Source organism: Methanocalculus taiwanensis (assembly GCF_024372745.1).
Taxonomy (GTDB): Archaea; Halobacteriota; Methanomicrobia; order Methanomicrobiales; family Methanocorpusculaceae; genus Methanocalculus; species Methanocalculus taiwanensis.
The window spans coordinates 1-15,996 of record NZ_VOTZ01000001.1 but is presented as its reverse complement, the minus strand read 5'-3'; the positions used below and the strand labels follow the sequence as shown (position 1 = coordinate 15,996).

16 protein-coding genes are annotated in these 15,996 nt (G+C 51.5%); 11 read left to right on the top strand and 5 right to left on the bottom strand.

Annotation, left to right across the window (positions count from 1 at the left end; all coding sequences use genetic code 11):
* Positions 1-14 precede the first annotated feature (14 nt).
* Positions 15-1,622: a PAS domain-containing protein gene (locus FTO68_RS00080; protein ID WP_255331311.1), complete on the top strand. Its 1,608-nt coding sequence runs from the start codon at positions 15-17 to the stop codon at positions 1,620-1,622.
* 53 nt (positions 1,623-1,675) lie between these two features.
* Here FTO68_RS00080 and FTO68_RS00075 read toward each other — a convergent pair whose 3' ends face one another.
* Positions 1,676-2,167 carry an AraC family transcriptional regulator gene (locus FTO68_RS00075; protein WP_255331310.1) on the bottom strand — a complete coding sequence of 164 codons (492 nt, stop codon included), beginning with the start codon at positions 2,165-2,167 and terminating at the stop codon, positions 1,676-1,678.
* A 177-nt stretch (positions 2,168-2,344) separates the two neighbouring features.
* Here FTO68_RS00075 and FTO68_RS00070 point away from each other — a divergent pair, with 177 nt between their 5' ends.
* The 6 genes from FTO68_RS00070 (at position 2,345) to FTO68_RS00045 (ending at position 8,129) form a co-directional block, all read left to right on the top strand.
* The gene (locus tag FTO68_RS00070; protein WP_255331309.1) at positions 2,345-2,746 is read left to right on the top strand and encodes a cupin domain-containing protein; all 402 of its coding nucleotides are present in this window, start codon (positions 2,345-2,347) and stop codon (positions 2,744-2,746) included.
* Between the two features lie 310 nt (positions 2,747-3,056).
* Positions 3,057-4,628: an ABC transporter substrate-binding protein gene (locus FTO68_RS00065; RefSeq protein ID WP_255331308.1), complete on the top strand. Its 1,572-nt coding sequence runs from the start codon at positions 3,057-3,059 to the stop codon at positions 4,626-4,628.
* A 62-nt stretch (positions 4,629-4,690) separates the two neighbouring features.
* Complete coding sequence (gene nikB / locus FTO68_RS00060) at positions 4,691-5,632, top strand: nickel ABC transporter permease (RefSeq protein ID WP_255331307.1); 942 nt, start codon at positions 4,691-4,693, stop codon at positions 5,630-5,632.
* Complete coding sequence (nikC, locus tag FTO68_RS00055; protein WP_255331306.1) at positions 5,625-6,479, top strand: nickel transporter permease; 855 nt, start codon at positions 5,625-5,627, stop codon at positions 6,477-6,479. Before nikB ends, nikC begins: the two co-directional genes overlap by 8 nt.
* Positions 6,476-7,444, top strand: a complete 969-nt coding sequence (locus tag FTO68_RS00050; RefSeq protein ID WP_255331305.1) for an ABC transporter ATP-binding protein — start codon at positions 6,476-6,478, stop codon at positions 7,442-7,444. Before nikC ends, FTO68_RS00050 begins: the two co-directional genes overlap by 4 nt.
* Positions 7,431-8,129: an ATP-binding cassette domain-containing protein gene (locus FTO68_RS00045; RefSeq protein WP_255331304.1), complete on the top strand. Its 699-nt coding sequence runs from the start codon at positions 7,431-7,433 to the stop codon at positions 8,127-8,129. The genes FTO68_RS00050 and FTO68_RS00045 overlap by 14 nt, the downstream gene beginning before the upstream one ends.
* A gap of 60 nt (positions 8,130-8,189) precedes the next feature.
* Here the strand turns inward: FTO68_RS00045 and FTO68_RS00040 are convergent, their stop codons facing one another.
* Both FTO68_RS00040 and FTO68_RS00035 read right to left on the bottom strand, forming a co-directional pair.
* Positions 8,190-9,035 (bottom strand): class I SAM-dependent methyltransferase, encoded by an 846-nt coding sequence (locus FTO68_RS00040; protein WP_255331303.1) that lies wholly within the window; start codon positions 9,033-9,035, stop codon positions 8,190-8,192.
* A gap of 165 nt (positions 9,036-9,200) precedes the next feature.
* Positions 9,201-10,403 (bottom strand): cytochrome c biogenesis CcdA family protein, encoded by a 1,203-nt coding sequence (locus FTO68_RS00035; protein WP_255331302.1) that lies wholly within the window; start codon positions 10,401-10,403, stop codon positions 9,201-9,203.
* A 97-nt stretch (positions 10,404-10,500) separates the two neighbouring features.
* Here FTO68_RS00035 and FTO68_RS00030 point away from each other — a divergent pair, with 97 nt between their 5' ends.
* Together FTO68_RS00030 and FTO68_RS00025 are read left to right on the top strand one after the other, a co-directional pair.
* On the top strand, positions 10,501-10,749 hold the full coding sequence (locus FTO68_RS00030) for a hypothetical protein (RefSeq protein WP_255331301.1): 249 nt from the start codon (positions 10,501-10,503) through the stop codon (positions 10,747-10,749).
* Positions 10,750-10,786: 37 nt separating this feature from the next.
* Positions 10,787-11,050 carry a hypothetical protein gene (locus FTO68_RS00025; RefSeq protein ID WP_255331300.1) on the top strand — a complete coding sequence of 88 codons (264 nt, stop codon included), beginning with the start codon at positions 10,787-10,789 and terminating at the stop codon, positions 11,048-11,050.
* A gap of 50 nt (positions 11,051-11,100) precedes the next feature.
* On the opposite strand, the gene FTO68_RS00020 is transcribed toward FTO68_RS00025, so the two are convergent.
* Both FTO68_RS00020 and FTO68_RS00015 read right to left on the bottom strand, forming a co-directional pair.
* On the bottom strand, positions 11,101-12,090 hold the full coding sequence (locus FTO68_RS00020) for a BMP family lipoprotein (RefSeq protein WP_255331299.1): 990 nt from the start codon (positions 12,088-12,090) through the stop codon (positions 11,101-11,103).
* The gene (locus FTO68_RS00015; RefSeq protein WP_255331298.1) at positions 12,087-14,087 is read right to left on the bottom strand and encodes a C13 family peptidase; all 2,001 of its coding nucleotides are present in this window, start codon (positions 14,085-14,087) and stop codon (positions 12,087-12,089) included. The genes FTO68_RS00020 and FTO68_RS00015 overlap by 4 nt, the downstream gene beginning before the upstream one ends.
* Positions 14,088-14,308: 221 nt before the next feature.
* Between FTO68_RS00015 and FTO68_RS00010 the strand changes: the two genes are divergently transcribed.
* Together FTO68_RS00010 and FTO68_RS00005 are read left to right on the top strand one after the other, a co-directional pair.
* Positions 14,309-15,049: a hypothetical protein gene (locus FTO68_RS00010; protein WP_255331297.1), complete on the top strand. Its 741-nt coding sequence runs from the start codon at positions 14,309-14,311 to the stop codon at positions 15,047-15,049.
* Between the two features lie 72 nt (positions 15,050-15,121).
* Positions 15,122-15,829 (top strand): hypothetical protein, encoded by a 708-nt coding sequence (locus FTO68_RS00005; RefSeq protein WP_255331296.1) that lies wholly within the window; start codon positions 15,122-15,124, stop codon positions 15,827-15,829.
* The last annotated feature ends 167 nt before the right edge of the window (positions 15,830-15,996 follow it).

Here is a 15,996-nt window from a genome sequence, read left to right as displayed (position 1 = left end):
CCTATTGACACACTATGTCAATCCCGGGTGCTCTCCACCCTCTCATTGAGAATCTGTGGAAGCGGGAGATGCACCTCCCAATTGATCCACGGGTGGCGTTTACGGCTGTCATCTGCACCTCCATCCTGAGTATCATCCTGAGCATACTCCTCCTCTCCTCAGGCTTCTCTGATATCGCCCAGATCCTCTTCTTCATCCCGATCATCCTTGCCTGCCTCTTCTATCTCCGGCAGGGCCTCATCTACTCGATCTTCCTTTCGCTGCTGTACCTGATCATCCTCCTCTCGACAGCGGGCGTTGAGCATCTCGTAAACGGCGTGTTCCGTGTTCTGATCTTTTTCATCGTAGGGGTAGTCGTCACATTCCTGATGGAGGGGTGGATGGTAACAGAGCGGGGGCTCAGGGCACGAACCCTTGAACTGAATATGATAAACGAGATGCTCCGGCAGAGAAATGATCAACTTCTTGCACTCGAAGCAGAGATGCAGGCAAACCGTGATGAAATTCAGCGGATGCAGCGGGAGCTCCTCGAAACAAATGATTTCCTGAATAACCTCATCTCATATACCAATGCGCCAATCGTCGTCTGGGATTCAGAAGGTAAAATTACCCGGTTTAACAAGGCATTTGAACACCTATCCGGCATTCCGGCAGAAGAAGCAATTGGATCCGATCTTGGTATCCTCTTCCGCTCAGAAAACTGCCAATCTGCGATGGATCTGATTCAGGGTGCAAGTTCAGGCACATCGTCCTGGGAAGCATGCGAGATCCCGATCCGTTCACGAAACAGCGATATCCATGCCGTCCTCTGGAACTCATCAAACATCCTTGCAGATGATGGGAAAACGGTGATTGCCACCATTGCCCAGGGCCAGGATGTTACCGAGCTGCGAAAGACAGAAAAAGCACTCGATTCGGCGAACAAGCAGCTTGAAATCCTGATGCACCTTACAAAAAACGATTTCAGGAAGGTTGCCCTTCTCCTGATCATCACCGTCGCCACCTACATCTTCCTCTATGACTTCGTCTTTCGGATTGTGCAGGGAGGTTTCACGATTGATAACATATTCTTCGGCCTTGCGGGCCTGATCGCGGGTATTCTTGCCATCGGGATTGCCCTTATTGCGGTTGTGAAAGCTGTCCTGAACGTGATGAGGAAACGGGGAATGGCAATCCCGGAGATGCCGCAGATATTCTCCACGAACGATGCAGAGAGTATGGCTGGCGGAGGAGATGAACCAGCTCCGTACCTGGCGCAGCTCCTGACGCGAACCGAGGATGGTGCTCTTGGGCGGATCATCATCTACTTAATCATCGCAGAGTTTGGCATTTTCTCGTCACGGACAATTGCCGCAGCAACAGCTCAGGCAGGAATGACCTTTTTTATCATTTTTATGGGAGCCTGTTTCATTTTTATCAGGCTTGTATATACAGATTATCTCGTCGGGCTGAAGCATTTCGGGGTGGTATTCCTCCTTGGGCTGATACTCTCTTTTATACTGGGGCATTTCTGGGGGGGGATCCCGGTAGAGACCCTCTTCTCACTGGAATACTTCGGATCTGACGCCCTGGTTGCCCTCATCACCGGGATCTCGCTCAGTCTGTTTATGTCCAGTAAATGAGGGATGAATGAGATCACCCGCCCCCGGGAATAACCCTTCTCCTTCCCTCTCTCTTATTTCACGCCAAGGCAGATCTCAACACGATGGAGCTTCTCCGGGTCTTCGTCCGGACAATTGAGATAGTACTCATATCCCGGCCTTGTGAGATCAAGTTCGACATTATTCTCCCCAAGCCACTCTGCCAGTGCATACCAGACGGGGCCATACTCCTCAGGCCCGGTGAGTTCGGCCTTCATCACTGCATACTTTCCTCCGGGGAGGGTCCGCCTCTGCACCTCCCCCTCCGTTGGGATCTCTGTTCCGGGGGGGATTGTCATGCAGACATCGACCCTCAGCTCTTCAGGAGGGGTTGTGTCGGGGTCGTTGTAATAGGCAGATACAAACCGGGTCTCCGGCGAAATCAGCTCTTGTGCGCCTGCCCATCCGCAGAGCGTGCCAAACAGCTTCTCAAAGACACTCGCATTTCCAAGATAATTTCCGGTGAATGAGACCGATGCAACCTCTCTTGCATCGATCTCCCGTATTTCTGGTGTGGATACATTCATTCAATAACACCTCTGTGTGTTTCATACCAGTCTTTTCCAGCAGATGCAATAAACCCAATACTGCGGAGTGCGAAAGTGAAAGTGGTCCGGAATCTGCCAGTTCCAAAACCATGATATAATCACCCGTCCTAGTGGTATCTTAACGGCTCAGCCGTTATTGTATGGAGGATAAGAGATATGAAGAAAGGATTTGCAGCAGATATTGAGACAGAGACCCTGAAGAATGCTGATTTCAGGAGAGTCCTGTATACCGGGAAGTACAGCCAGCTTGTCCTGATGTGCCTAAAGGCAGGCGAGGAGATCGGATCAGAGGTGCATGACGATATCGATCAGTTCTTCCGGTTCGAGGAGGGTGAAGGCAAGGTTGTCATCGATGGTGTTGCACATACAGTCAAAGACGGCAGTGCCGTGATTGTTCCGGCGGGTGCCGAGCACAACGTGATCAACACCTCAGCAACAGCCGATCTGAAACTATATACGATCTACTCCCCGCCAGAACACCAGGACAAGACGATCCATAAAACAAAGGCAGAAGCAGAAGCTGCCCACGAGCATTTTGACGGGAAGACGACGGAGTAATTCTCTTTTCAAAATCTCTCATTTTTTCACCCGGATCAGATCCGCTGTCTGTGACTCTGCCCTCTTACTATTCTATCGGGTTTTTTAGTTCCTCTTCTGTGATCCGGGTCTCGTGACCAACCAATGGCCAATCTGTTTTTACTCCGGAAGGGCTGGTAATGTGTGCATATGTGTGATGACTTTATCAAAAAAAATTATATGGTATGTTACAATTAGTATTCAGATCTATTTTGTAAACTCAAAAATAAAGATTTAAATATCAATTAATACAAAATTGAACATTCATCATACTACCGGGTGGTACTACTCTATGGACTGGTTACAAACATATCTCAATCCGAAAACCGTTATCATCGCTTTTACTATGGCGATCCTTGCGTCGGCTGTTATTATCGCAGGATGTACTGATGCTGGCCAGACAGGGCCCTCAGAACAGGTTTTAACGATCGGCATGAGCACTGATGTTCCGTTATGGCAGAACTCAAACTTCCCTGGAGGTGATGGAAGATTTGTCTGGTCACAGATCTACGAGACGCTCGTCCGGGTTGATACCGATCTGAATATCGAGCCCGGTCTTGCAACATCATGGGATACGCCCGATGATGGTAAGACCTGGTTCTTCTACCTCCGTGATGGAGTCATCTTCCATGATGGCACACCGCTGAATGCCGATGCTGTTGTCTATTCCTATAATGAAAACAGTTATGTCAGGGCACAGGGAGCATTGCAGACGATTGCAAGTGTCGAGGCTGTCGATGATCTGACTGTCAAATTTGTCATGAAGCGTCCGCAACCCCTTCCACTCTACCTCACTCACGTGGCCTGGCCCGTTGTCAGCCCAACCTGTGTCGATTCGAATGGAAACTTCATCAAACCAATTGGAACAGGTCCCTATGCCTTTGAAAGCCACACGAAAGCCCAGCAAGTCGTTCTTACAAAGAATGAGAACTACTGGGGTACTGCACCCACACTTGATATGGTTATCTTCAAGGTGATCCCCGAAGCCTCCACACGGGTGATGGCTCTTGAGACCGGAGAAGTGGATATGATCATCAAGGTGCCTGAAAGCGATTGTATACGCCTTGAAAATACGCCCGGTATAACGGTTTCACGAAAAGTCAGCACATTTACCGACTTCCTCCAGTTCAATACGAAGACATCTCCATTCGATGATATCCGGGTCCGAAAGGCAGTCGCCTATGCAATCGATACTGAGGAGATGAGTGAGACCATCCTTGAAGGGATTGGTATTGCTGCCCGGGGCCGGCCCTACTCGCCGGTGATGCTCTATTCAAACCCGGATCTTGCCCTCTATAGCCAGGACCCCGCAAAATCACGCCAGCTGCTTGAAGAAGCCGGCTGGACACTATCAGGTACCGATACCATCCGGAAGAAGGATGGCCGGGAGCTGAAGGTCTCCATCCTCGTCGGTCGGGGTGTCTGGGCAGCGAGGCATATACAGATGGCAGAGGCTGCCCAGTCCTATCTCTCTGATGTGGGAATGGGTCTTGAAGTGAAAGTACTGGAAGATGGGGCATTGAACCAGCTTGAAAGCGCTGGTGATTTCGGCATGATCCTCAGGAGCGGCTACTTTGTATGGGGTCCGTATCCAAGGCACTTCTGGCTGCATTCGTCTCAGTATCCAAACTCTCACTATCAGAATGAGGAGTATGACCGGATTGCAACAGCAGCCGATACAACCGGTGATGAAACAAGGCAGAAAGAACTCTACTATCAGCTACAGGATATGGTAATTGAGGATCTCCCTGCATTCTATCTTATCCATGAAGAGAAGATCGTAGCAACCAACGATCATATCCAGGGCTATACCATCACCTCCGAGGATCCCTGGTTAAATCTCGCAGGAATTACAGTTCGATGATGATTCTGGCAATCTGCCAGACTCTTTTTTTTACGGGAAGAATGTGGATGGGAAGGTACTGAATGTACGCATACATTGTAAAGCGACTGGCACTGGTTTTCCTTGTCATGTCCGGTGTGACAGTAATCACATTTGGTGCCATGTACCTTGCCCCGGGAGATCCTGCTGAGATCATTGCGACCGCCCGGTATGGCCAGGATCTCACCCCCGGGCAGATAGAATGGGTACGTTCCACAGAACATCTCGATGATCCGGTGTATATCCAGTACCTTACATGGCTCAATCACATCATCCGTCTTGATCTCGGGAGATCACTCATCACCTTCGATGATGTGGCAGAAGAGATTGCAGTCCGGTTTCCAACAACTCTGACACTCGCTCTGGCGAGCCTTATCCTCTCCCTCTGTATCGGGATTCCTGTTGGGATCATCAGTGCGCTTCATAAGAATGCCTTCCTCGACTACACCACTACCTCAATTGCGCTTCTGGGCGTCTCGATGCCAAACTTCTGGCTTGGCCTCATTCTGATATGGTTCTTCTCCCTGTATCTCCGGGTACTCCCAAGTTTTGGATCGGGGGGAATAAGCCATCTTATCCTCCCTGCAGTGACTTTGGGAGCATCGATGGCTGCAATCACCATGCGTCTTATGCGGTCGAGTATGCTTGATGTGATGGGGCAGGAGTATATCGCCACAGCACGGGCAAAAGGTCTTGACAAAAGAACCGTTCTGTTTCGACATGCCTTGAAGAATGCGCTTCTTCCGGTGATAACCTTCTCGGGCCTTCAGCTTGGCTTTCTCCTCGGCGGAACCGTGATAGTCGAGACGATCTTTGCCTGGCCTGGCATCGGCAAACTGCTTGTCGATTCAATCTATGCACGCGACTATTCGATGATACAGGGGTGTGTCTTGTTGATTGGGCTCTTGTTTGCTATAACTAACCTGGCTATCGACCTCCTCTATGCCTCAATCGATCCCCGGATCAGGTACGACAGACATGACTGAAACGAACTTCCTTCTCGCAGAATTCTGCAGAAATCGCCTTGCTCTTATTGGTGCAGTGATCATCGGGATCATCGTACTCTGTGCCATATTTGCCCCGCTCATCGCACCGTTTGATCCTGCTGAACAGAACCTCAGGGAGCGGCTCCAGACACCCTCGATTCAGCATCCGTTTGGAACTGATGATCTGGGACGGGATATCTTCTCACGCGTTGTCTTCGGCAGCCGGATATCGCTCTCCATCGGTATCTGTGTGGTGGGTATCACTGCTCTCTTTGGAACCATACTTGGGCTTCTCTCCGGGTATGGGGGAAGAGCCATCGATGAAGTTATCATGCGTTTTGTTGATATCATGCTTGCTTTTCCAAGTATCATCCTTGCCCTCATCATTGCTGGGCTGCTTGGGCCGGGCGTTGTCAATGTGATCATTGCTCTCTCTCTGACACAGTGGCCTGCCTATACGCGGCTTGTCCGGGGGATGACGCTCTCGATGAAAGAAAAGGAGTTTGTCGAGGCTGCCCGGGCCCTTGGTGCATCAGATACCTATATTCTGAGAAAACACATCCTGCTGAATGCATCCAACCCGATCATCGTCCTGGCTACAATGGATATCGCCCAGACGATCATCTTCGCCGCAGCACTCAGTTTCCTTGGCCTCGGCATTCAGCCTCCGACACCAGAATGGGGATCAATGCTCAAGGCAGGTATTCCGTATCTCAGGAGCGCAACCTACATCACTTTCTTCCCTGGTATCCTGCTCATGCTTACAGTACTGGCATTCAACTTTATCGGTGACGGAATACGCGATACGCTTGACCCACACACAAAAGAGATGACCCTGGTGAAATGATGGCGCTGATCGAGATCAAAAACCTCAATGTCCATTTCTATTCCCGGAATGATATCGTCAAGGCGAATAATGGGGTTGATCTTTCAATCGGTGAGAATGAGATCGTGGGTTTGATCGGCGAGACAGGATGCGGGAAGACGATCCTTGGAAGAGCCATTATGCGTCTCCTCAGCCCGAATGTCTCTCTTGAAGGGAGCATTCTCTACCTGGGAAGAAACATTCTCGATCTCACCCAGCAGGAGATACAGGCTATACGGGGCAGGGAGATCGGGATGATCCTCCAGAATCCTGCAGCATCGCTCAATCCTGTTCTCCCTGTCGGCGAACAGGTTGCGGAAGTCTTCAGGTGCCATCTTGGGAATTCTGTGGCTGAAGCAGAGCAGAAAGCAAAAGGGCTCTTTGAACAGGTTGGCATCGATCCGGCGAGGATGAAAGAGTATCCCCATCAGTTCTCAGGTGGGATGAAGCAGCGCGTAATGATTGCTATCGGGCTTGCTGCAACGCCAAAACTTCTTATCGCTGATGAGCCGACGAAGGGACTGGATAAGGAGCGAAAGTGGCAGATCATCACGCTGATGTCGGATCTTATCCGGAAGCGGTCAGTAAGCATGCTCCTGATCACGCATGATCTCGAGATTGCAGAGGCGATCTGTGATCGTATTGCGGTGATGTATGCAGGCGAGATCATAGAAATCGGAAGAACTGCTGATATCATGCAGAGAACGCTCCATTCGACCACGCATCCTTATGCGAATGCACTCATCCATGCCCTCCCAAAGTATGGCATGATGCCGATACCCGGGGAGATTCCAAGCCTGAGCAGCCTGCCTTCCGGATGCCGGTTCCATCCCCGGTGTGCAGAGAGGAGGGAGGATTGCTCACAGGTACACCCTGAGATGCGTGAGATCCAGGACAACCACCTGGTCAGGTGCTTATACCGGGGAGTGAGCAATGAGCATCCTTGAAGTCCGGAACCTTAGAAAGGTCTTCACCTCGGGCATCTTTAAAAAGACCACTATTACTGCTCTTGACGGCGTCACATTCTCCCTGAAGCGGGGGAGTACCCTTGGGATTCTCGGGTCAAGCGGATCCGGGAAGAGTACACTTGCCCGATCTCTTCTCCGGCTGATCGAGCCGACGAGTGGTCAGATCCTGATGATGGGTCAGGATGTTACCCATGTGCCTCACCATTCGCTTGGGTGGCTGCCACAGAAGATACAGATCATCTTCCAGAACCCAGAATCTTCGCTCAATCCGAGGATGCGCATCTATGATGCTATAGCGGAGCCGCTCCGTATCCATTCAATCTGCACCGGGGATGAGGAAGAGGATCATATCCTTGATCTCATCGGGAGGGTCAACCTCAATCCCGAACTGTTGTTTCGCTATCCATTTGAATTATCCGGTGGTCAGCTCCAGCGGGTGGTAATTGCCAGGATACTTGCCCTTGAACCTGAGTGCATTGTAGCCGATGAACCGACATCGATGCTTGATGCTTCTGTACAGGCTCAAATACTGAATATAATGAAAGATCTCCAGGAGTCCCGAGGGATCAGTTTTATCTTTATTTCGCATGATCGCGATGTGGTCGAATGGATGAGCGATCAGATCGCCGTTATGGAGCATGGAAAGCTGGTTGAGTGGATCTGAGAATCCATTCATCCTCATGGAAAATGAACGGCTCGTATCCGCCTTCCTGTTATGAGCACGTTATGCTTCCGTCTTCTCCCACCACATCCGGACACGGATCGAATTACCGGGTATGATGATTGTGCCGTCATCCTGAAGCGTATGCCTCTCCAGGTACCCCCGGATCAGGTCTTTCTGCTGTTCGGTTTCTGCAAAAAACCGCCCTGCAAAGTGTTCGACCGCCTCATCAAGGGTGTTGAACCGGTTGATGTGCCGGAAGGGGAATGTCTCGATATGAGGGTAGATCCCCATTGAGTAGAGGACATTATAGAGGATATCGCATTTTGGGGAGGGAACATACTCTTTCCCATGGAGTTGTGGCCAGAGATCCCGTGACATTGCCTCCCATGAGGTCGCACCGGCAAACCAGTAGATAGCGATATACTTTGAAGCCGCCTCTTCTATCTTTTGAATTGCCTCCCTGATATCCGGTACATCAAGTGAGTAGGAGGCAAAGACAACATCGTAGGGCGGTTTCAGATCCGCTTTTACGTCGATATCCTCCCACCGCTTGTTTATAAGAGTGATATTATCGCACTTCTCATGTTCAATATTCTCGGAAAAGACCGCACACATCCCCTCTGAAGGCTCAACCGCAGTGATATGGGCAACCTGCCTGGAGAGAGGGATGGCGATTGCCCCCGGCCCTGCACCGATATCGAGAACACGTGATTCTGGCGAGAGCGGGAGTTCATGTAAGGTTTTATTGATCCGCTCGCCATTATTCTCGTGTGCCATAACATAGAACCTGCGTGCTGCATCCTTTGCATCCCAGAAGCTTGCATCATTCTTCTCCATGTTGGTATTATGGTGCTCTCTCTGCTGCTCTTTCCAGATAAAATTCCAGTCGATTGTTCTCTGCTGCATCAGCTATCACCATGAGAGGAAAAAGAATGCCCGGGCTGCTATTTGGCCCGGCGCATTCTGTCACGTCTCTCCTATTATTGTACTTAGTTATTTTATGCATTAAGTATTACGAAAAATGACTGTTGTTTTACATTAATGATATCAAAACGATTGAATCGGTTCCCTCTATATGATCCCAAGCAGCATCGCCATCCCGATTCCGATCATGAAGAGGGCGATAATAAGCCTCACAGGGCGGTTATACCGGTACCTCAGTGTCTCCACACGGTCCGGGGATGTGCCGGAGTAGACGACTGCAAGGGCGATTGTAAGGGGCAGGACGAAGATGATATTATAGAGGATCAGGTATGGCAGCCCTTCTGCAAAGGTCATCCGATCCGACATCAGTCCCAGTATCGCAAGATATATCCCGCCGGTACAGGGGAGCTCAACAAGGCTGACAAGTGCCCCAAGCAGAACTGCGGACGGGATGGTGGCACGCCGGATGTACCTGCTGATCTTCTCTTTTGCCGCATCCGGAATCGAGAGGGAAAAGCCGTTTCGTTTCAGCAGCAGATCCAGGATCTGTACCAGCCCTGCTCCGATAACGACAAGAGCGGCAATCGTGAAGACCGGCCCTGAGATCCCAAGGCTATGGACGAACCCAAGGAGTGCGAGCCCTGCAGCAAAGTACACGGCAAATACAATCCCGATATAGGTGAGTCCGACCAGAAGCATCCTCCTCCTGTCATGGAGGGAGGTGAGGTATGCGAGGAGCACAAAGAGGACGGCGAAGGCACAGGGATTGATGCTGTCGAGAGCCGCAGCAGTCAGTACTGAGAGAACAGTCACCTCAAGCCGCCCTGAAGAGCCTGTACCCGTGGTAGTATGATTTCCCATGACATATGTTCCCTGGGATGGGTGATTGGGGATTATTGAGTCCCGAAAGGCGATCGGATCCCGGGCATCAGCAATAAGATCTTTTTCATGCCTCAGATACGGAAGAAGGGAAAGGCGGATCTCCTCCTCCCCGCAAAAGGTTCTGTTCCCGATAATGAGGAGTGGGACGACATACGATCCAATCTGACGGTTCCTGACTGTTTCATGGAAGAGATCCAGATTCGTGCTGTTATAATGAAGCTCCAATGATTGAAGGTGAATGTCAGGGTATTCGTCTGCAACCGCCTCCACAAGTGGCTTTACCAGTTCACAGCCACGGCAGGTGATGCTATGGAAAAAGATGGCATCAATCGTCTCTACAGGCGTATCTATTGATTGAGGTAGTGGAGTGGTATCTGCTGCTGTTCCGGTGGTAACAAGGAGGCAGAGGAGCATGAAGGTGATAGCGGGGATTCGAAGAGCACCCCCCTCCCTCTTTTCATGCATCATATTCTTTCTCCATTTATTGTCTCCGTAAAGAGAAGATCTCTTTTAGTCTTCTGCTTTGAAGAACTAATAAATACCTCGTAGTTGCCTAATTCTATTCATGGATGAGCATATGAAGCGGTATGGAATCCGGGCTGCCGTCATTCTGATTATTCTGGTTGTTGCGGGAATATCCTGGCAGGCAGGGTACCAGGCAGGATATGCAGGCGGATTTGAAGGTGGAATTGATTCGGCAGAAGAGATCCATAACGCTGCAAAAATCAATACGAAATGTAAGACCTGCTTATTCAATTGCAATTATGCTGAAAAAAAGTATGCCTGCCTCAGTGATTGCGATCTGATCTGCTGAGGAATAAATAAATAGCCTGCAAGTATTCTTACATTCAATGGATGAGCAGATAAAAAAATATGGAGTCATGGTTTTAGTAATCCTGATTGCAATTGCAGTCGGGGTGATCTCGTACCAGGCAGGTGTACAGTCGGGCTATTCTGCCGGCTTTGAGGATGGAGAACTCGCAGGCGCATCCGTGCTGAATGCACCTGGCACCACCACCTACAATAAATGCCTGGATTACTGTTATGTAAACTATGCAGACAGGCAAACAATTCTCGATTCCTGTCTCCAGAACTGCCAGATTACATACAAATAAAAATGATCCGGGGATGCCTGTCTCTCCCCCCTCCATACTTTCCTCCCTCGTCAACCGTTTTCGTTCATGAGCAGGTATTCGGCCTCCTTCTCTGCTGCTTCGGAGTACCTCTCTTCAATCAGATTGCCAATCTCCGGGAATCGGGGGTTAATGATGAGTGCCGAGCCGCCATCAGATAACCCTATCATGTCTTCACCCGCAACCGATCTGCCCGAGAGGGCAGCTTCAATCTCATCATAGACAACTTGATCGACCCTTTTTACAACAGATGCAATCACCGTCTTTGGTGCAAGCTCTGACTGGTCGGAATCCACCCCGATAATGAGGAGGCCGGGCAGCTCTTTTGCCGCTGTGATCGCACCCGGGCCGGATCCCCCTGCAACCGTGAAGATCAGATCGGTTCCATCTGCATACATGCTGCGGGCAACTTCTGCTGCCTTCTCCGGCATCGTAAAGCCGGTATCATCATCTGCAAGATAGATAATCGAAACCTCTGCATCCGGATTCCCGCTATAGACGCCGTCTACAAACCCATCGGTGAACGAGGTGATCACCGGAGCATCCTTTGCAGCGATCACCCCAATCTTTTCGGTCTTCGTCTGGTTTGCTGCAAGCACCCCGGCAAGATAGCTCGCCCCGTACATTGAGAAGGAGACCGAACGGATGGAATCACCCGGAACCGGTCCCGAATCAATGACAACAATCGGCGTCTTTGGATACTTGTTTGCGACAGTTTCCGCATATCCGCTCATCAGATCCCCAAGAATCAGCACCAGATCCGCTCTCTTCCCATCATCAACGATCACAGGATCCTGGCTATCAGATCCATCCCAGAGCATCTCATGCGAGATAAAGTTAAAGTCATCGCGTGCCAGAATCAACCCCAGGTATGCGGAATCAAGGAAACCAAAATCTCCTTTTTCCCCAATATAGACGATGGTCACAACCGGCCTTTCATGGCCCGGAACAAACAACAGCACAGCTCCTGCCATACAGATAAGGATACCCGCAATGATAATGGAATTATACACTCTCTTCATGCGCAAAAAAACTCCGCAACTGGTATATTCAGGTCGGTTGCATTCCCGGCAATGATCCGGGGGTGCGATCCTGATACCCGGTCATAGGTCATCTCGTAGAGTCCCCGGAGGGTCTGGTCAGGATGCTGAACAATTATGTCTGTCATGCTCATCGAAAAATCATTTGAGAGCCACTGCCTGAGGTTAATATCATACTCCGCTCCCTTGGATGGCTCATGGTATGATGCTCCGGTCATGAAGACAACACCTGGAATATCAAGGCCGATGCCCATGCTCTCTCCATAACAGGCTTCAACCACGATCAGCATACGGGAGAATCTCTCCTCTTCAGCCATTCTTTGGATCGTCTCCTGGAACCGTGATCTCGTGAGATGATCATCATCCGGGAAGTCGAGGAATCCAGGGCCCCCATGTCCGGTCATGAACAGGAGCAGTCTGCTCCTGCTATCACTCTCAAGTCCGAACGGGATCTCAGAGCTGCTCTTTCCAAGGAGGAACGATACGAATGCTTCAGAAGTGATTGGAGTGTCTGTCACGGTTGCCGGGATATAGATATTCTTACCCCCAACCCGGTGATAGAGGTGGCCGGGTATGGGATTCATCGTGGAATATGGGATATCCTCCTGGCTGATCACGATAATATCCTCCGGGGAAACCCCGTTCTCAAGGAGGAGTGAGTACATGTGTGCGATATCTGCCTGGTGCCGGTAATTCTCCCAGTCCGAAGAGGTGGTTACCAGGACTGCATGGAGTTCCCCTCCCTCCCCCTGAATGAAAGCGTTCTCTCCTCCAATCATCGTTTCCAGCATCTGCACCGTTCTCTTTTCGCCAAACGATCCCGGAATATAGGTATTTGAACGAAAATCCCCCTCTTCAACCTTCCAGTGCACATACCAGGTGATGAGCGGCTCTCCGGGCAGATCGCTGTGATACTCAAGCGGACCTGATGCACCTGTCAGGTCGGGAAGCCTGCCTGAGCGGATCTGCCGGATAGCCGCTGCCGTACCCTGATGATCCCACCCGAAACTGCCATCCCGACCGGATACGGCCGCCATCATCGCCAGGGCCGGTGATTCGGAAGGGACGGCCTCCATCCGTGCAAGGGCGGCAACCGCGAGGATAAGGGAATCATAGGTGTGGGCTGCATAATCGTCAGGCATTCTGCCAAAATGCTCTTTGTATGCGACAAAGAACCCGGTCTTCCGGTCGGCAGTCGGGCTGACCCCCTCGGCCCCCTCTGCCAGATCTCCCGCTGCCTCAAGGAAGGCCTGTGTTCTGGCCGCATCAGTGAAGATGAGGCGGGTGGAGCGGCCTTCTTCATCCATGATCCTAAGCACCATGGCAGCATCTGATCCACGGGCAGCGACGATGATATACTCAGGATCAAGGAGGCAGGCCGCAGACACCGCCTCCCTGAGCTCCCCCCCTCTTTCGAAGGCAACCGTTGATGTGAGCTCGATATCTGATTCGATTGCATAAAATGCAGCCCAGTCCCTGAATGTGTTTCCATAGGTGCTCTCCTCGTACAGGAGGGCAGCAGACCGGGTCCCCCTCTCCTTCAGAATATTTACAATAATTCTGGTCTGGGCACGGTCGCCGGTGGTTGTCCGCCAGATGTACCCAAACCTCGAGAACATCCTGGGAAGATCCCCGGAAGTGGCAGAAGGAGTGATCAGCAGTTTCTTTGCCTTGATAAAATCCGGTGCGATACGGAATGCCTCGTCACTGGTTGCGGCCCCAATCACCACCCTGATTGATGGGTCATCGATCAGCTGCCTCGCAGCTATCATGAGTGGTACCTCCTCCGTATCGATTGGGACGAGTTCGATCCTCCTGCCGACCCCCTCCCGGTTCAGCCCGTCAACTGCCCACTCAAGGGTTTCGTAGTACTCAGAATCATCATCCCCGGATGCAGGGAGCAGGACGCCGACCCGGTACGGCTGGGCAGACTGCCAGGTGAGATACCCTCCTGCTGCAACGAGGAGAAATAAGAACACGATCACTCCGATCCGGCATTTCCGGGATAAGAGGCATGAAGGGATAGTGGACATTCGTTACTCTTCCTGTACCGGCATGGGATAAAGCGGTATCCAACCTGTTCACGCCTGTAAGTTCAGGTGGCCAATCACATGTTGCTGTTTAGGCATCCCCCCTCACTTTTCCTCATGGAATGTGAGAACCACAACCCTTATTCTTCTCAATATCCTCACCTTTCTTAATGAGCGCACGCTTTATCCTGGTTCCCATCGTCTGCATCTGCTGTATCTTTGCTGCCGGCTGCACCGGTTCACCCGAATCACATGATTCCTACCAGAGCAGCTACTCCTACGAGGCTACCATCAGCTTCACCGAACCGCTCCATAATGTTACACTCCTCCTCCCCTACCCGGCACCTGGATTTGATCCCCTGCTATCCGAGATCTATGGTCTGCCGGATGGCTGGGATGCTCAGATTATCGCCGTCAATACAACGCCCTTCCTCTCGATCACAGCAGCAGAGATGATTCCCCGGTACCATGGAATGCCGATTGCAATCGAGCCGGGCGAGGAGAATCTGCCGCCCACGCTCCCGCCATCCGATCAATACAGCGAAGAGACCCCGATCCTGAGGCCCGTCTCCTTCGGAATCCGGTATGATCCCGGCAGAACCATCCAGACGAAGCATCCGGAAGGAACCGACCCCCTCCTCCCCCACAGCACCTCCGAAGGCACCTGCGCCATCCTGGGTATGGGCGGGGAGCCCTGCACTGCGATCACCAGCCCCGTCTATCTCTCCTATGAGTCCTCTCCGGACACGAGCGTCGAAGTCTGGGTTCGTTTCTCCGGCAGCAACGAATGGTGGAGCCTGGGATGGAGCGGGAATAGCTACTCCCAGCTCTGTTCAATCCAGCTCACCGGTCCGCAAGATGGGTGGAATGAGATGCAGGGGGATATGGTGGTAGGATCCGGGAGATACTGATCTTCTCCCGAAGACTGCCCCCCCTTTCCTTTCTGAAAACTATTATCATCTCCGCAGAGAAGAGAGGAGCATATGAGATATCTTTCAATCATCATCTGTATCTTCCTGATCCTTGCCGCACTCGTTCCCGCAGTATCTGCCGGGCAGGGCGGCGGGCAGGACATGGCACCTGAGGGCCGCGGCCCTCCTGTTGAAGCGTCGAATCAGTCTGCAGGTCCACCGGTGGAATCCCCGGGAATAGCTGTCAGGGAGACGGTGCGGGCAGAGATAAACAGCACACCAGTTGATCCCGCAGGATTAAGAAATACAATCCGCACCCGGCAGGAGCTACAGGCAGAAGAGGTGCCGGGGCTCCCCGTACAGGCACGGGCCCGGTATGCCCATGAGAACCAGGTCAGAAACGCCGTCTTCGCCCTCCTTGCCGCTGAGAATATGACCGGCATCGGCCCGCTCGTTGCCGAAGTCGCCCGCGAGTATAATGCTTCGGTCAATGCCCAGTGGGGGGATGAGGTGGCAATGGAGCAGAGATCCGGTATCACGCTGGCGCTCTTTGGAGGAAACCGGGAGGCGGCTGAGCGGATCAGAGTTCGGGCAGAAGAGAATGAGCGGCGGATAGAGGAGATCCGGGGCATCATCCTGACAAGCTCGTCAACTGATCCGGAGCTCTCAATGATCCTCCTTGAACAGCTTGGCCAGATGGAAGAGGAGCAGCGCCGCCTCATGGAGAGGGCAATGGTAGAAGAGCAGAAGAAGGGTTTTTTCAGCTGGATCTTCGGCTGAGCCGAATCCGTATAAAGGCAGAGCAATCCCCCATCATACACCTGACTTTGTGATTTTCTAACTTCACCTCATACCATCACCACACCATCCTGCTACACATTCGACTTATTTTCCTGATCCTCCTTTAATCCAAACAGAAAGCTTTATCGTTTTGTGAGTTATAATTA

What these genes read in the sequence shown, in the direction of transcription:
- FTO68_RS00020 (WP_255331299.1), bottom strand. Translation starts at nt 12,090, where the DNA reads ATGAAGAGAGTGTATAATTCCATTATCATTGCGGGTATCCTTATCTGT.
- FTO68_RS00005 (WP_255331296.1), top strand. Translation starts at nt 15,122, where the DNA reads ATGAGATATCTTTCAATCATCATCTGTATCTTCCTGATCCTTGCCGCA.
- FTO68_RS00050 (WP_255331305.1), top strand. Translation starts at nt 6,476, where the DNA reads ATGATGGCGCTGATCGAGATCAAAAACCTCAATGTCCATTTCTATTCC.
- FTO68_RS00010 (WP_255331297.1), top strand. Translation starts at nt 14,309, where the DNA reads ATGAGCGCACGCTTTATCCTGGTTCCCATCGTCTGCATCTGCTGTATC.
- FTO68_RS00075 (WP_255331310.1), bottom strand. Translation starts at nt 2,167, where the DNA reads ATGAATGTATCCACACCAGAAATACGGGAGATCGATGCAAGAGAGGTT.
- FTO68_RS00080 (WP_255331311.1), top strand. Translation starts at nt 15, where the DNA reads ATGTCAATCCCGGGTGCTCTCCACCCTCTCATTGAGAATCTGTGGAAG.
- FTO68_RS00045 (WP_255331304.1), top strand. Translation starts at nt 7,431, where the DNA reads ATGAGCATCCTTGAAGTCCGGAACCTTAGAAAGGTCTTCACCTCGGGC.
- FTO68_RS00025 (WP_255331300.1), top strand. Translation starts at nt 10,787, where the DNA reads ATGGATGAGCAGATAAAAAAATATGGAGTCATGGTTTTAGTAATCCTG.
- nikC (WP_255331306.1), top strand. Translation starts at nt 5,625, where the DNA reads ATGACTGAAACGAACTTCCTTCTCGCAGAATTCTGCAGAAATCGCCTT.
- nikB (WP_255331307.1), top strand. Translation starts at nt 4,691, where the DNA reads ATGTACGCATACATTGTAAAGCGACTGGCACTGGTTTTCCTTGTCATG.
- FTO68_RS00065 (WP_255331308.1), top strand. Translation starts at nt 3,057, where the DNA reads ATGGACTGGTTACAAACATATCTCAATCCGAAAACCGTTATCATCGCT.
- FTO68_RS00030 (WP_255331301.1), top strand. Translation starts at nt 10,501, where the DNA reads ATGGATGAGCATATGAAGCGGTATGGAATCCGGGCTGCCGTCATTCTG.
- FTO68_RS00070 (WP_255331309.1), top strand. Translation starts at nt 2,345, where the DNA reads ATGAAGAAAGGATTTGCAGCAGATATTGAGACAGAGACCCTGAAGAAT.
- FTO68_RS00035 (WP_255331302.1), bottom strand. Translation starts at nt 10,403, where the DNA reads ATGATGCATGAAAAGAGGGAGGGGGGTGCTCTTCGAATCCCCGCTATC.
- FTO68_RS00040 (WP_255331303.1), bottom strand. Translation starts at nt 9,035, where the DNA reads ATGCAGCAGAGAACAATCGACTGGAATTTTATCTGGAAAGAGCAGCAG.